This window comes from Olsenella porci (assembly GCF_009695875.1).
Taxonomy (GTDB): Bacteria; Actinomycetota; Coriobacteriia; order Coriobacteriales; family Atopobiaceae; genus Olsenella_H; species Olsenella_H porci.
In genome coordinates this window covers 104,458-118,637 of the sequence record NZ_VUNC01000004.1, presented here as the reverse complement: position 1 = coordinate 118,637, position 14,180 = coordinate 104,458, and the positions used below count along the sequence as shown (strand labels likewise).

Below are 14,180 nucleotides of genomic sequence, written 5' to 3'. Positions count from 1 at the left end.
GCCTAAAGCGTCGGTGGACGGCAAGTTAACCGAGTTTAAAAAATTTCCAAAAGTCACATTGCGCGCTGCACGGCCCGTGCCCACCCCTCAAGAAGCCGCTCTGCGTTGCCCTCGGGCATGGTGGGCACGAACACGTCCCCTCCCTTCCGCAGCGAGCGCACCTCGTCGGTGTCATCCCAGAACCCCGTGGTGAGGCCGGCGAGATAGGCGGCGCCCATCGAGGTCGTCTCTATGTTGCTCGGGCGGTGTATGCGCGCCCTCAGGACGTCTGCCTGGAACTGCATGAGGAAGCCGTTCCTGGAAGCTCCGCCGTCCACGTCGAGCGTGACGATCCTGCGCTCTGCGTCGGCCTCCATGGCACGGACGAGGTCACAGGTCTGGTAGGCGAGTGCCTCGAGTGCCGCCCTCGCGATGTGCGCGGGCGTTGTGCCGCGGGTGAGCCCGCAGATCAGACCGCGGGCATCGGGGTTCCAGTACGGGGCGCCGAGTCCCGTGAAGGCGGGGACAATGTAGACGCCGCCGGTGTCTGGCACGCTGCGGGCGAGGTACTCGGTGTCCTCCGCGGAGCGCACGATGCCCAGCTCGTCTCGCAGCCACTGGATGAGCGCACCGGCGACGAAGACGCTCCCCTCGAGCGCATACTGGGTCTTCGCCGCCTCGGGCGGAGCGGCGGCGATGGTCGTCACCAGGTTGTTCTTTGACGCCACGGGCTGGTCTCCGGTGTTCATCAGGAGGAAGCAGCCGGTGCCGTAGGTGTTCTTGGCCTCTCCTGGCTCAAAGCAGCACTGGCCAAAGAGGGCGCTCTGCTGGTCCCCGGCGATGCCCGCGATGGGGATTCCCGAGGGGATGCCCGGGTAGGACGTCTCGCCAAACACGTGGGCGGATGGCAGGACCTCGGGCATCATGCAGGCGGGGATGCCAAAGAGGTCGAGAAGGTCCTGGTCCCAGCGACACTCGTGGATGTTGTAGAGCATCGTGCGGCTGGCGTTCGTCATGTCCGTCGCGTGCACCATGCCGCCCGAGAGGACCCACAGCAGCCAGGTGTCGACCGTCCCAAAGAGGAGTTCCCCCGCCTCGGCCCGTTCGCGGGCGCCGGGGACGTTGTCAAGGAGCCACTTGATCTTGCTCGCGGAGAAGTACGCGTCGGGGAGAAGGCCGGTCTTGTCCCTGATCGCCTGCGCCACCTTGGGGTCGCCGCAGAGCTCCTCCACCATGGAGGCTGTCCTGCGGCACTGCCACACGATGGCGTTGGCGATGGGCTCTCCGGTCGACGGGTCCCACACGATCGTGGTCTCGCGCTGGTTGTCGATGCCGATTGCGGTCACGTTAGACTCGCTGAGGTGGTGGCGGCTCACGAGCTCGGTGAGCGAGCCCAGCTGGGAGTAGAGGATCTCCTGCGGGTTGTGCTCCACCCAGCCCGGCTTGGGGTAGATCTGGTGATAGGTTCGCTGGACGCTGTCCACGACCGTGCCGTCGTGGTCCACCAGCACCGCTCGCGACGAGGTGGTTCCCTGGTCGAGTGCAATCACGAAGCGCTTCATGCCCGTTCCTCCCCGCATCGCCGCGACATCCAGGCGACGACGTCCGCCATGACCCTCTCGGCGTCCGCCTCCTGCAGTATCTCGTGCCGCATGCCTTCGTAGACCGTGCAGGTGACGTCCCTCACCCCGCTGCTGCGAGCGAGGTCTGCGGCGGCGCGCACCCCCTTGCCAAAGTCGCCCACCGGGTCGCCTGCGCCCCCTATGTACAGGAGCGGGAGGCCAGATGGGATGCTGCGTGCGCATGCGGGGTCGCAGGCGCGCTCCGTCAGCTTTGTGAGCGTTGCGTATCCGCCGGCCGAGAACGGAAATCCACAGGCGGGGTCGGCGATGTAGTCGTCCACGTTCCGCCGGTCAAACGACAGCCAGTCAAACTCGGTGCGAGCTCCGGGGATCGCCTTTGAGTAGGCGCCGTCCGCCATGGAGTGGAGCAGGGGGCTCTTGTGGTTGTCTCCCCTCGTGGCGCAAATCAGGTGTGCGACCCTGTTGCCCATGCGGGCCTTGGAGACGCCGACCGTCCCCGTTCCACAGATCACCGCGCCGGCAAGGCCTTCGCCGTGGCGCTGGACGTAGTTGAGCGTCACGAAGCTGCCCATGGAGTGGCCAAACACAAAGAGCGGAACCCCCGCGCCCCAGCGGTCCTCGGCCAGTCGGCGCATGCGGCCGACGTCCTCCACCAGGAAGTCCGCGCCACCCCGGGAGGGGATGTCCCCCCAGCGGCTCTCGTCCGCGCTCGCCCCGTGGCCAATCTGGTCGTACCCGCAGACCGCGAACCCGGCACGTGCCAGCGTCCGCGCAAAGCCCTCGTACCTCTCGATGTGCTCACACATGCCGTGGACTAGCACGACGATGCCTCGTGGGGCGGGCTTGCTGGCGGCTTTGGCCTCCCAGAGGTACCCCCTCAGGGTCGTGGTGCCGTCGGACGAGGCGAGGCTCACGCGTTCCCCCGAGGCCACCTGCCAAGCACCCTCCGAAGACATGTGCTCCCCCCGTTCCTCGTGGTCCAACGTTTACGCAGGTCATGGTGGCAGGAGGCGCCACCCCTGCATGAGAGGGGAGTATAGGGGTGCTCCCGTGGCCGCTTGAGGTTCCCTCCGCGAGAAGTGATAAAACGTCGGTGGAGACTCGCCTTCCCATCACCTCGTCCCGTCTGCGGGGCATGGCGGTCCGCTTGGCGGAGCCCCCGACTCCCGCCTCCCGGATTGGGGAAGAACCATTCGCCGGGGACCATACTCGACCGTCGACTTCAGGTGGAGGGCGCGCATGAGCGGATATCACTGCAGCGACTGCATCTTTGCGAGCTTCACGCAGAACGAGCATACGGGGCTGTACCAGGGTGCCTGCGCGCGTGGCTACACCCTTGCCGACCCGCACGTGTCCAAGCGGCCCGACATGTTCTTCTGCGACCGCAAGGAAGGCCTGGTCCCCGTCATCGACCCCTATGGCAAGGAGTACCTGAGGACCAAGAACGTATGCGAGCGCTTTCAGCCGGACGAGCAGGATATCCCGCAGCGTAAGGGTCGCCGCGACCTGCTCTTTGGCCAGGGCAGGTAGCCATGGTCCTCATGGTGCACGGCTCCGTCCTGGACCAGCGGGTCGACGCGATCGTGAATGCCGCCAACTCCACGCTCATGGGCGGGGGAGGTGTCGACGGTGCGATTCATCGCGCGGCGGGTCCGCGGCTCCTCGAGGAGTGCAAGCGGCTCGGCGGCTGCCCAACGGGAGAGGCGCGCGTGACCGGGGCGTACGACATCGCGGGCGTCAGGCACGTGGTCCACACCGTGGGCCCCGTGTACGACGAGCGACGTGACGGAAGGTGTGCGTCTCTCCTCGCATCATGCTATCGAGAGAGCTGCGAGGCGGCTCTGGGCGTGGGCGACCGCTCAATCGCGTTCCCCGCGATCTCGTGCGGGGTCTACGGATATCCGCTGGAGGATGCCGTGGAGGTGTCGGTGGACGCACTGCGTCCCTATGCGGAGAGGTTCGACCGCATCGTGCTCGCCATGTTCGGCCTGGGGGAGTACCGGCGGGCAACGAAGGTGGCGAGGGAGCTCGTTCCCTGCCGCGAGCAGCCCGACGGGCTGGAGTTGGAGCTGCCCTGACCCGGACGGCGCTGGGTTGTCACGCATCGAAAGGGGAGGATGGCAGGTGGGCGCGCCGTCGTGCCATTTGCACGTGGGGGAAGGCGTCTGCACGGGAGAGGAGTCATGCATCGCGTGGTGCGCCCATCTGCCCTGTTCCCGAAATAACCTAGCGTGTGACTAGGAATTGAGGGAATTATGCACCTATCGACAAGGTGTGTCAACGAGATACTCGGGGAAATGTAGAGCGTGCGGTTATCTTGGCGGGGTGTTGGAGGCTAGCCCTCGCGCTCGTCGCGAGCATCACCCAATCCGCCCTCGGCATCGCCAGGGAGGTGAGGGAGACGGCAGGGGAGCATAAGCACAGCAACGGATAGCGCAAGGAAATGAAGAAAGCCCGGCGGCAACCGGGCTTTCCAAATCGAAACACCTAGCGCCGCCCGCATCATCCTCTAACCCAGGACGGGCACCGCTGGTGCACTTACGTCATACCCAAGAGGAATGTCCTCAGTCCAGCCCACTCTTCCCGGCTCTCTGAAAACCTGCGACTTGCTCACGCGAATGGCAGGAAATGGGGCGGCACCGCCTGCAGACGGTGCCGCCCCATCGAGGCCTTGCGAAGCCCTACGCTACGTGTGCACCGCCGGGAATCTCGCCACCACAGTGCGGGCAGCGGGTCGCCCCCTCCTTGACCTCCTCCAGGCAGTGCGGGCAGGTGGGGCTGGCCTTCTCCTCCTCGACCTTCTCCTTCTTGAGAAGGCGCTCCTCCGCCTCCTGGAACTTGTTCATGGCCTTGACGATGCAGAACACGATGAGGGCGACAATGAGGAAGTTGATCACCGAGCTGATGAACTTGCCAAAGTCGATTGCCGTTCCCGGTACCACGAGGCCGGAGATGTCTGTCCCACCGCCTGTAAGGAAGGTGATGAGGGGGTTGATGATGTTGTCGGTGAGCGAGGTGACGATGGCCGTGAAGGCGCCGCCGATGATGACGCCCACTGCCATGTCCATCACGTTGCCCCTGGCGATGAACTCCCTGAACTCACTCATGAACTTGCGCATGGGACTCCTCCCCTTGCCGCGGACGGACGGGCCTCTCCCGCCGCCCCGCGTCACGCTCGTCACGCCCTGCGGCGTGACAGCTCGTCCGTATCGATCATAAGGGTCACGGGGCCGTCGTTCACCAGCGAGACTGCCATCTCGGCGCCAAACACGCCCCTTCCCACGTGTGCCGCGTCCCGCTCCGCGAGGGAGCAGAAGTACTCGTACAGCGGCTCGGCGACGTCCGGTGACGCCGCGCCGGTGAAGCTGGGCCTCCTGCCGTGACGGACGTCAGCGTACAGCGTGAACTGGCTCACCACCAGCACCTCGCCTTCCACGTCGGTAAGCGAGAGGTTCATCTTCCCCTCGCTGTCGTCAAAGGCCCGGAGGTCGCGGACCTTCTCCCACAGACGTCGCGCGCTGTCCTTCGTGTCTCCCGGCCCGACGCCGAGAAGGACGAGCCAGCCCTTCCCACAGTGCCCGACCTCCTGGCCGCCCACCGCGACCTCCGCGTGGGTCACCCGTTGTACCAGCGCCCTCATCGCAGGCCGTAGATGTCGGAGAACTTCTCGTCCAGGTACTCGACGTAGTACCGCGCGGAGAAGGGCTCGCCGCAGGCGTCCTGGATGATCTGCCCGCTGTCCTTGGCGCGTCCCCATTGCCACACGCGGTCGCGGAGCCACTCGCGGATGGGCGCCAGGTCACCGCTGCCCAGGACGCTGTCCCAGTCCATGCCCTCCACGATCATCTGGTGCCTGAGCTGGGCGCCAAAGGCACCGCCCAGGGCATAGGTGGGGAAGTAGCCCAGGAGGCCGTCCGACCAGTGGCTGTCCTGGAGCGCGCCGTGGGTGTCGTCCTTTACGTCCACGCCAAGGTAGTCGTGGTACTTCTTCCTCCACAGCGCGGGCACGTCGGCCGCCTTGGCCTCGCCGGAGAACAGCGCCTGCTCGATCTCGTAGCGAACGAGGATGTGGAGCGGGTAGGTGAGCTCGTCCGCCTCGGTGCGGATGGGCTGGCCCTCGGCCCGGTTGGTCGCCAGGTAGAACTGGTTGGGCGTGACCCTTCCCAGCTGGCCCCTGAAGTGCCGGGCCATGACCTCGAGCAGCCGAGGGGCGAAGGCGCGGTCGCGCCCGACGTAGTTCTCGAAGAAGCGGGACTGGCCCTCGTGCATGCCCATGGAGGTGCCGCCCTTGAGGGAGGTGTAGTTGAACGCGGGGTTTACGCCCGTCTCGTATAGCGCATGGCCGCCCTCGTGGAGCATGGTGTAGACGTTGCTCACCACGTCGTCGGGGTACACGTGCGCGGCGATGATTGCGTAGTTGGTGGTGAGGGCGTCGGAGTAGGGGTGCTCGGTGCTGGTGAGGAACATGACGTCGGGGTCCAGGCCCTCAAGGGCCATGAGGTCGTGCGCGAGCTCCCACTGGCGCCTCTCGTCGAAGTGCCCCTCGATGACCGAGCGGTCCGGCTGCCAGCCGCGCTTGCGGATCTCGGCGTAGAGGGGGACCACCGCGCCCTTGACCTCGGCGAAGAAGTTGTCGTAGAAGGCCCGGTCGGTGCCCGGCTCAAACTCGTCGAGCCACACGTCGTAGGGGTCGCGCGAGGGGTCGCGCAGGGAGGCAATCTCCTTCATGGCCACAACGATTCGATTGAGGTAGGGCTCGAACGAGGTCCAGTCGTTCTCGGCCTTGGCCTTGTGCCACACCTGGTCGGACTCGGCGAGGAGCCTGGTGAGGGCGGACTGCTTCTGGGCTGGGACACCGACGAGTCGGTCGCGGTCGCGGTGGAGCACCCTCACCTGCGCCCTCTGCATGGGGCTCAGGAGCGAGGACTCCGACGCAAGCCGGTCGAGGAGGGCGCCCGTCCCGGCGGAGCACAGGAGCGCCTGGTCCTCCTCCTTGAGGATCGCCTGTGCCTCTCCGCGGTCCGCGGTCGCGCGGGAGGGGTCGATCGAGGGACCGTAGCAGTCGATCCCGATCTCGGCATAGCGGTGGGCGTAGAGGTGCCGCTCGAGCCCGTCCAGGCTGGCCAAGTCCTCCTTGGGGTTGCCTATCGCCGCGGGATTGGGGACGGAGGGTGCGCCCGGGACGCGTGTCGGTGTGGGCTCCCTTCTCGTCTCGGCGCCCTCTACCTCGTCGATGTCCTCGAAGTCATGCATGCTGCTGGGGTCTGACATGCTCGTCCTCCTCCGTCTCTCGCGGCCGTCCCGTCCGGGGATGGCGCCGCGTTGCGATTCCATGGCTTGAGTCTAGCGTGAGGAGGGGGCATGCCGCGTCGCGTTCGGGCTTCTCCCCAGGCTCAGCGGCATTCACCTCCCACCGAGGCCCTTCCCAGCGATACTCTGTTCCTGATTGGCCCGTCGGGGCCGTTGCAGGCGAGGGATTCCCCTCTCCCTTGGGGGAGGGCGAGAGGATGGAGAGCACATGGCAGACACCACCCAGAACGAATGCGTCCTTGGAATTGACGTGGGCGGGACCTCGATCAAGGCCGGCCTCTTCACCACGGACGGCAAGCTCGTGGACGTCACCAAGATCCCGACCGGGGCGTTGGTGGGCGAGGAGGCGTTCTCGAGGGTCACCGAGGGCCTTCACGGCCTCGTGGAGAACTGCGGCCGCGAGGACGGCGACGTCGTGGCGGTTGGCCTCGACGTCCCCGGTCCCGTGGACGACCAGGGGCGCGTCGGCATGCTCCCCAACATCCAGCTCGACCCCGAAGGCCTCATGGCAGCCCTGGCTGCGAAGTTCCCCGACAGCGCCCTGGCCTTTGTGAACGACGCTAACGCCGCTGCCCTCGGGGAGCTTTGGCAGGGCTCGGGCAAGGGCTTTGGCTCGTTCGTGATGGTCACCCTGGGCACGGGCGTGGGCGGTGGCGTCATCGTCAACGGCAGGCTCGTCTCGGGCGCCTTCGGTGCCGGTGGCGAGATCGGCCACATCACCGTCGAGCCCAACGAGACGCTCTCGTGCGGGTGCGGACGCAAGGGCTGCCTCGAGCAGTACGCATCGGCAAAGGGCCTTGTCCGCATGTACCGCGAGCAGTGCGCGCACCTTGGCCTGGAGGCCGCAAAGATCGAGCACGCGACCGACACCATCTCGGTGTTCGAGGCCTACAAGGCTCAGGATCCCGCCGCTGTCAGGGCGGTGGGGGACATGTGTGACAAGCTCGGCCTCGCCCTCGCGCAGATCAGCTGCGTCATAGACCCCGCCGCCTACCTGATCGGCGGCGGGGTCGCGGGCGCCTTCGACCTCTTCGGCGAGTCGCTCTCCACTGCCTTCCGCTCGCACTGCCTCGCCACGTCGGCAGGCGCCAAGATTCTCCCGTGTTCCCTGGGGAACAAGGCGGGTATGTATGGCGTGGCGTACGCGGCGCTCCAGCAGCGGCGTGTGAGGGCCTAGTCCGGTGGCTGCGCGGTGACGGCACCGCCCGTGGTCGACGGGCCGCCGCCGTTGCCGTCCGTCGTCGCGGTAGGCTTGTTCATCGGTGGTATCCTGTCCTTGGCGTTCAAGGCCTGCCGGCACAGCAGGAGGAACGGCAGCAAGGTCGTCGCGTGGGCATGGTCCACCAACGAGAAGGAGAGCTCAGATGAGTGACTTTGTGCAGGCTTCCCATGTCTTTCTGAACAACCCCGCGAAGAACGTGGAGGAGGCCCTCGAGTTCCTGTCCGCCCAGGCTGTTAAGCTTGGCATCGCGGACGACGAGAAGGCCGTCCTGGACGCGTTCAAGGCGCGCGAGGCAGAGGGCACCACGGGAATGATGGAGGGCTTCGCCATCCCGCACGCCAAGGCGGATGCTGTCAAGAAGGCCGCGGTCCTGGTCGTCAAGTTCGCGGGCGACGTCGAGTGGGAGTCCATGGACAACAAGCCCATCAAGGTCGCCATCGCGCTCTGCGTCCCCGGCGGCGAGGCGGGCACCACGCACCTCAAGCTCCTCTCCAAGGTCGCCGTCATGCTGATGGACGAGACCTTCCGCAAGGACGTCCTCGCGGCTGATGACCCCGCGGCCATCGCCGAGCGCATCAACGACGGGCTCGATGCCTAGCGCTGGGGTTGTTCCATAGCACCAAAGGAGGGGGTCCCGACCTGGTCGGGACCCCCTCGCTCGTACCGCACGGAATCGTCGGCGCCGAAGACTACTCCACGACCTCGACCTCGATCTGTCTCTCGAGCTCCGCGACCTGTGCGAAGTCGCCCAACCCGGCGCTCATCGCGACGTTTGCGCCCGTTGCCATCGCCCTCGTGAGCGCGGCGGGGACATCGTCGCGGTCGAAGAACCACAGCGAGAGGAAGCTGGCCAGGGTGGCGTCGCCGGCGCAGGCGGTGGAGTACATCCTGACCTTCGCGGCGTTGGCGCGCCACACGTGCCCCCCGTCGTAGAAGTACGCACCCGCCGCGCCAAGGGTGAGGAGGATGTTCTTGCAGCCGCGCTCGTGGATGAGGTGCAGCGCGCGCACGATGTCGGCCTCGTCGTGGATGTCGACACCGAAGATGGCGGCAACCTCCTCGTCGTTGGGCTTGATGAGGAGAGGGGCGCCCTCGACCAGCTGGGCGAGGTGCCGGTGGCTCATGTCCAGCACGACCTCGCCGCCGCGTGCGTGCACGTGCTCCAGGAGCTCGTCGTAGTAGGTGGGCTCGATCTGCGGGGAGAGGGAACCGGAGACGACCAGGCACTCGAGGTCGGGGAGCGTGTCGACCAGGCGCAGCATCTCCTCCTGGTGCTCGCGGGAGACCGGGCAGCCCGCATTGGGGAACTTGTACTCGTCGTCACCGCACGAGACGAAGGTGTTGATGCGCGTGATCCCGTCGACCTCGACGGGATGAACCTCGCAGCCCATCTCCCTTGCGCCGTCCACGATGAACCTGCCCGAGAAACCGCCGAAGAAGCCCAGGATTGGGGCGTCAACGCCAAAGTGCCGCAGCGTGAAGCTCACGTTGAGCCCCTTGCCGTTGGGGGTGTAGACGGCGTCGCGGGTGCGCGAGACGCGGTTGGGCGCGACGGAGTCCGCCGTGACGTTCATGTCGATGGCGGGGTTGGGCGTGAGGGTGTAGATCATCTCTTTGGTCCCCTTTCTGCGGTTGCACGAAGAGAGGGCCCGCGCCTGTGACGGCGTGGGCCCTCGCGACAGGGGTCAGTTTAAGCCTTGTTGGTGGAGCCGAGGTTGTCCATGTGGCTGGTGACGACCTTGTAGATCTCCTCCATGCCGGGCTTGGACGGCTTCTTGGGGTCAAAGTTGGTGGGGTTCTCGCCCATGTAGCCCATGAAGCCGCGGGTAAAGGCCTGGCGAAGTTCGGTGGCGTAGTTCACTTTGCAGATACCGTTGCGGATGGCCTCGGCGACCTGGTCGTCGGGCACGCCGGACGTCCCGTGGAGAACCAGGGGCACGTCGACCTTGCGGCGGATCTCCTTCAGAATCTCCTGCTCGATGTGCGGGGTGCCCTTGTACACGCCGTGCGCGGTGCCCACGCCAACGGCGAGCGAGCTGCACTGGGTGCGCGCCACGAACTCCTGGGCCTCGTCGGGATCGGTGAAGGGGTTCTCGCCCTTGACCGCCGGGCCGTCGTCCTCCTTGCCACCCACCTTGCCGAGCTCCGCCTCGACGGGCACGCCCATGGCGTTGGCGACCTTGGTCACGCTCTCGGTGAGGGCCATGTTGTCCTCGAAGGGGACGTGGGAGCCGTCGATCATGACCGACGTGTAGCCGGCACGCAGGGCCTGCATGCAGCGGTCAAAGCCGTCGCCGTGGTCCAGGTGCAGTGCCACGGGCACGCTCGCCTGCTCGGCGGCGACCCTGACCATGGCGGCGAAGTAGTCCAGGTTGGCGTACTTGATGGTGCCCGGGGTGGTCTGCATGATGACGGGAGAGTGCCTGTCCTCCGCGGCCCTCACGACCGCCATCACAAACTCCAGGTTCTCGACGTTGAACGCGCCCACGGCGTAGTGGCCCTCCTGGGCCTTGAGCAGCATGTCCTTGGTGGTGACCAGCATCTGTGACTCCCTTCGGACGACGTCCGGCTTCTCCGGACCCCTTGCCTTCGCCCTGCATTCTAGGGGGTTCGACGTGCGCGGGTTCCCGGCGGCGGGTACCGCCAGGCTATGCCGTGAGAAAGCAAACGCAGCCCATGGGTCAGGAAACCCTTTTGATATGCCCCCTACAATGTCGTATGCCTGCAAAACGCAACCAACGAAAAGGAAAAGCGTTTCTCCACAGGCAAGCAAAGGAAACACAAATGCTGCACAATGGGGCGAGAGGAGACGATAGGACGGGGCACGCGGCCGTCCGCGACGGCAGGGAGTGAGACGCGCATGGAGAGTCCTGCGGGGGAGAGGGGCCTATACGCAGAGGAGCGGAGGGCGGCCATCCTGCAGATGCTCGACCAGCGCTCCTCGCTGCAGGTGGCGGAGGTCGCCGACGCCTTTGGCGTGTCGAGGGTGACCGCGCGTGCCGACCTCGACGCGCTCGAGCGCGACGGCAAGCTCCGCCGCACCCACGGCGGTGCCGTGTCCCTCTCGCGCACGCTCACGGTCTCGATCCAGGACAGCAGGGTCAACGTCCACGCGGACGCCAAGCGGGCGATAGGGGCGCGAGCCGCCGAGCTGGTGGGGGACGGCGACTCCATCCTGGTGGACTCTGGCACCACTGCGCTCGAGCTGGTGCGCGCGCTGGGCTCTCGAGCAGGCGTAACCGTGGTTACCGATGACTTCACGATCGCCGACTTCGTGGACCGCTCGATGCCCGCGCTGGACGTGGTGATGCTCGGCGGGAGCCTGCGTAAGGGTCACCGCTACACCTGCGGGCCCCTCGCCCTCGCCGCGCTGGGCGCCCTCCACCCCGACGTCGCGTTCGTCAGTCCCACCGCGCTCGTTCCCGGCAGGGGACTCATGACCAACTACCAGGCGATGGCCGAGCTCAAGCGCGCGTTCCTGTCGTGCGCGGACAGGACCGTGGTGCTGCTCGACTCCTCCAAGGTGGGCGGCAGGGGCCTGATGCGCTTTGGGTCGCTGCGCGACGCCGACGCCGTGGTGTGCGAGGCGGACCCGGAGGGGGTCCTGGGGCGGGAGGCGGACGAGTCGGACTGCAGGCTCCTCCTTGCTCCCGCCTCGTCTCCTAACGGCGAGGCGACCGGCGTCGCCCCGTCGCGGGCGCGGGTGCGCTAGGCTGGAGCAAGGCGGCGGATGCCAGGAGGCGACGATGGGAATCAAGCTCATTCTCACGGACATAGACAGGACCATCCTTCCCCACGGGGCCGAGCGGGTCTCGCCCGGGACGGTCGCCGCCTTCCACGCCGCGCTCGACGCGGGAATCCATGTGGGGCCGGCGAGCGGGAGGGGCTACGGCTGGATCCCGCCGTTCTTTGGGGGAGACGAGGAGTGCTGCAAGACCTGCGTGGCGACCAACGGCAACCAGGTGTTCCTGGATGGCCAGAGGCTGCGCGAGGCACGCTTTGACGGTGACATCCTGGCGCCCGTCGTCAGGCACCTGAGGGACATCCCGGGCTCCGGCCTTATCGCCTTCGACGGGGATGTCCCCACGCTCGTTGCGGGCAGGCTCGAGGACCTCGCCGTCGTGTTCCCGGCGTATGCGAGGGCCTGCAGGACGGCCCCCGACGGAGGGCCGCTCGGCCTCCCCGACTTCCCCGCGACCAAGGCGAACGCGTTTCTCGCCCGGGACGGCAGGCGCCCCGGCGACGACGAGACGAGGGCGTTCGTGGAGGGCCTCAACCAGGCGGTGGAGGGGCTCGACTTCGACTTTCCCGAGCCGGGCTTCACCAACGTTATGCGTGCGGGCTGGAACAAGGCGAGCGGGATCGACTGCCTGGCGGACGCGCTGGGCATCTCGCTCGACGAGGTCGTGGTGTTTGGAGACGCCGGCAACGACCTGAGCATGTTCGCGCGGGTCCCCAACTCGGTCGCGGTCGCAAACGCCACGGAGGAGGCGGCGCGGGCGGCGCGCTGGCACATCGGAGCCTGCGAGGACGACGCCGTCGCCCAGGCCATCGAGGGGCTCGCGGCGGGGGAGTGGCCGTTCCACGAATGAGTCAGGGCGCGGGGCCCTGGGCCCGTCCGCCCGACGATATGGTGTCCGAGTGGTACCCCGGCTTCTCCTCGCCAAGAAGGGGTCCTGTGCTATCCTGTGCCACTAGGCAATGACGGAGAGGTCCGTTCGTCGCGTGGTCAGTGGAGAAGAGAGGGAGCTCGTAGGCTGAGAGGCTCCCACGCAGGCCGGCGGTCGGAGTTCACTCCACCAGCTGCGAGCTCAAAGCGCGCGAGCGCGAGTAGGCAAGCCGTCCGTCGCACGACACGCGACGCAAGAGTGGGCACGCGCGAGAGAAAACGTGCGCGCCAATCAAGGTGGTACCGCGGAAGTCTCCGTCCTTGGGCATTGGGCTCAGGGGCGGTTTTCTTTTTGGAAGGGGTTTCGCAGCATGGCGATGTCAGACGACCTGAATGCCATTCAGGAGCAGGTTGACCAGATGCTCAAGGGCGCCAAGTCGCTCGAGGACCTGGAGCGGGTTCGCGTACAGGCGCTGGGCAAGAAGGGGTCCATCACCACCATCATGCACATGATGGGCAAGGTCCCTCCCGAGGAGCGACCCACCATGGGAAAGCTCGCCAACACGGTGCGCGCAAACGTCCAGGCAGCGATCGAGCAGCGCAAGGTGCAGCTTGCCCGTGAGGCCATGGAGCGCAGGTTTTCCGCAGAGGAGGCGGACGTCACGCTGCCGGGTAGGAGGCTCTCCCCGGGCACCCAGCACCTCGTGAACCAGATACGCGAGGAGATCGAGGACATCTTCTGCGGGCTGGGCTACACGGTCGAGGACGGCCCGTTCGTCGAGACCACCTACTACAACTTCACCGCGCTCAACGCTCCTGAGGACCACCCCAGCCGCTCGGCGAAGGACACCTTCTACGTCGAGGACAACGCCCCGGAGGGGAAGGAGGCGCACGTCCTCGGCGAGTCCGACGTGCTGCTTCGCACCCAGACCTCGGGCGTCCAGGTCCACGTGATGGAGGAGAAGAAGCCCCCCATCTACATGATCTGCCCGGGTACCGTCTTCCGTCCTGACACGCCCGATGCCAACCACCTGCCCCAGTTCACGCAGGTCGAGGGCCTCGTGGTGGACGAGGGCATCACCTTTGGCGACCTCAAGGGCACGCTCGACTACTTCACGCGCGAGATCTTTGGCAAGGACCGCGCCACCCGCTACCGCCCGCACTTCTTCCCGTTCACCGAGCCCAGCTGCGAGGTGGACGTCTCGTGCGGCGTGTGCCACGGAGAGGGCTGCCGCTTCTGCAAGGGGACCGGCTGGCTCGAGATCCTGGGCTGCGGCATGGTCGACCCCAACGTGTTTGGGTACGTGGGCATCGACCCCGAGAAGTACTCCGGCTTTGCGTTTGGCATCGGCGTGGAGCGCGTCGCAGCCCTTCGCTACGACCTGCCTGACCTCCGCATGCTCATGACCGGTGACATGCGATTCCTGAGGCAGTTCTAGCCCGCGTCCGCAAGCAACCGTCTGCGGGCACGCCCCGC

General features: G+C 66.7%; 14 protein-coding genes. 7 read left to right on the top strand and 7 right to left on the bottom strand.

Features of this window, described 5'->3' with window-relative positions; genetic code table 11:
- Nucleotides 1–53: 53 nt before the first annotated feature.
- Together glpK and FYJ68_RS06290 are read right to left on the bottom strand one after the other, a co-directional pair.
- Complete coding sequence (gene glpK / locus FYJ68_RS06295) at nt 54–1,541, bottom strand: glycerol kinase GlpK (protein ID WP_154435127.1); 1,488 nt, start codon at nt 1,539–1,541, stop codon at nt 54–56.
- Nucleotides 1,538–2,518 (bottom strand): alpha/beta fold hydrolase, encoded by a 981-nt coding sequence (locus FYJ68_RS06290; RefSeq protein ID WP_154435125.1) that lies wholly within the window; start codon nt 2,516–2,518, stop codon nt 1,538–1,540. Before FYJ68_RS06290 ends, glpK begins: the two co-directional genes overlap by 4 nt.
- A 283-nt stretch (nt 2,519–2,801) precedes the next feature.
- On the opposite strand from FYJ68_RS06290, the gene FYJ68_RS06285 reads away from it, so the two are divergent.
- A complete protein-coding gene (locus tag FYJ68_RS06285; protein WP_154435123.1) occupies nt 2,802–3,092 on the top strand; it encodes a hypothetical protein in 291 nt (96 codons plus the stop codon).
- 2 nt (nt 3,093–3,094) lie between these two features.
- A complete protein-coding gene (locus tag FYJ68_RS06280; RefSeq protein ID WP_154435121.1) occupies nt 3,095–3,640 on the top strand; it encodes a macro domain-containing protein in 546 nt (181 codons plus the stop codon).
- A gap of 603 nt (nt 3,641–4,243) precedes the next feature.
- Here FYJ68_RS06280 and mscL read toward each other — a convergent pair.
- From mscL to FYJ68_RS06265, 3 genes are read right to left on the bottom strand one after another with little or no spacing between them, the layout of a single operon-like run.
- On the bottom strand, nt 4,244–4,681 hold the full coding sequence (mscL, locus tag FYJ68_RS06275) for a large conductance mechanosensitive channel protein MscL (protein ID WP_154435119.1): 438 nt from the start codon (nt 4,679–4,681) through the stop codon (nt 4,244–4,246).
- Nucleotides 4,682–4,740: 59 nt separating this feature from the next.
- Complete coding sequence (gene dtd / locus FYJ68_RS06270; RefSeq protein WP_154435116.1) at nt 4,741–5,202, bottom strand: D-aminoacyl-tRNA deacylase; 462 nt, start codon at nt 5,200–5,202, stop codon at nt 4,741–4,743.
- Nucleotides 5,199–6,833 carry a carboxypeptidase M32 gene (locus FYJ68_RS06265; RefSeq protein WP_154435114.1) on the bottom strand — a complete coding sequence of 545 codons (1,635 nt, stop codon included), beginning with the start codon at nt 6,831–6,833 and terminating at the stop codon, nt 5,199–5,201. Before FYJ68_RS06265 ends, dtd begins: the two co-directional genes overlap by 4 nt.
- A gap of 247 nt (nt 6,834–7,080) precedes the next feature.
- On the opposite strand from FYJ68_RS06265, the gene FYJ68_RS06260 reads away from it, so the two are divergent.
- Together FYJ68_RS06260 and FYJ68_RS06255 are read left to right on the top strand one after the other, a co-directional pair.
- Nucleotides 7,081–8,049 (top strand): ROK family protein, encoded by a 969-nt coding sequence (locus tag FYJ68_RS06260; RefSeq protein ID WP_154435112.1) that lies wholly within the window; start codon nt 7,081–7,083, stop codon nt 8,047–8,049.
- Between the two features lie 187 nt (nt 8,050–8,236).
- A complete protein-coding gene (locus tag FYJ68_RS06255; RefSeq protein ID WP_154435110.1) occupies nt 8,237–8,692 on the top strand; it encodes a PTS sugar transporter subunit IIA in 456 nt (151 codons plus the stop codon).
- Nucleotides 8,693–8,783: 91 nt separating this feature from the next.
- Here FYJ68_RS06255 and FYJ68_RS06250 read toward each other — a convergent pair whose 3' ends face one another.
- Together FYJ68_RS06250 and FYJ68_RS06245 are read right to left on the bottom strand one after the other, a co-directional pair.
- Nucleotides 8,784–9,704 carry a 1-phosphofructokinase family hexose kinase gene (locus FYJ68_RS06250; protein WP_154435108.1) on the bottom strand — a complete coding sequence of 307 codons (921 nt, stop codon included), beginning with the start codon at nt 9,702–9,704 and terminating at the stop codon, nt 8,784–8,786.
- 80 nt (nt 9,705–9,784) lie between these two features.
- Nucleotides 9,785–10,636 carry a class II fructose-bisphosphate aldolase gene (locus FYJ68_RS06245; protein ID WP_154435106.1) on the bottom strand — a complete coding sequence of 284 codons (852 nt, stop codon included), beginning with the start codon at nt 10,634–10,636 and terminating at the stop codon, nt 9,785–9,787.
- A 318-nt stretch (nt 10,637–10,954) separates the two neighbouring features.
- Between FYJ68_RS06245 and FYJ68_RS06240 the strand changes: the two genes are divergently transcribed.
- From FYJ68_RS06240 to pheS, 3 genes are all read left to right on the top strand, one after another.
- Nucleotides 10,955–11,806, top strand: a complete 852-nt coding sequence (locus FYJ68_RS06240) for a DeoR/GlpR family DNA-binding transcription regulator (RefSeq protein WP_154435104.1) — start codon at nt 10,955–10,957, stop codon at nt 11,804–11,806.
- 34 nt (nt 11,807–11,840) lie between these two features.
- Nucleotides 11,841–12,686: an HAD family hydrolase gene (locus FYJ68_RS06235; protein WP_154435102.1), complete on the top strand. Its 846-nt coding sequence runs from the start codon at nt 11,841–11,843 to the stop codon at nt 12,684–12,686.
- A gap of 388 nt (nt 12,687–13,074) precedes the next feature.
- Nucleotides 13,075–14,142: a phenylalanine--tRNA ligase subunit alpha gene (gene pheS, locus FYJ68_RS06230; protein WP_154435100.1), complete on the top strand. Its 1,068-nt coding sequence runs from the start codon at nt 13,075–13,077 to the stop codon at nt 14,140–14,142.
- Nucleotides 14,143–14,180: the final 38 nt, after the last annotated feature.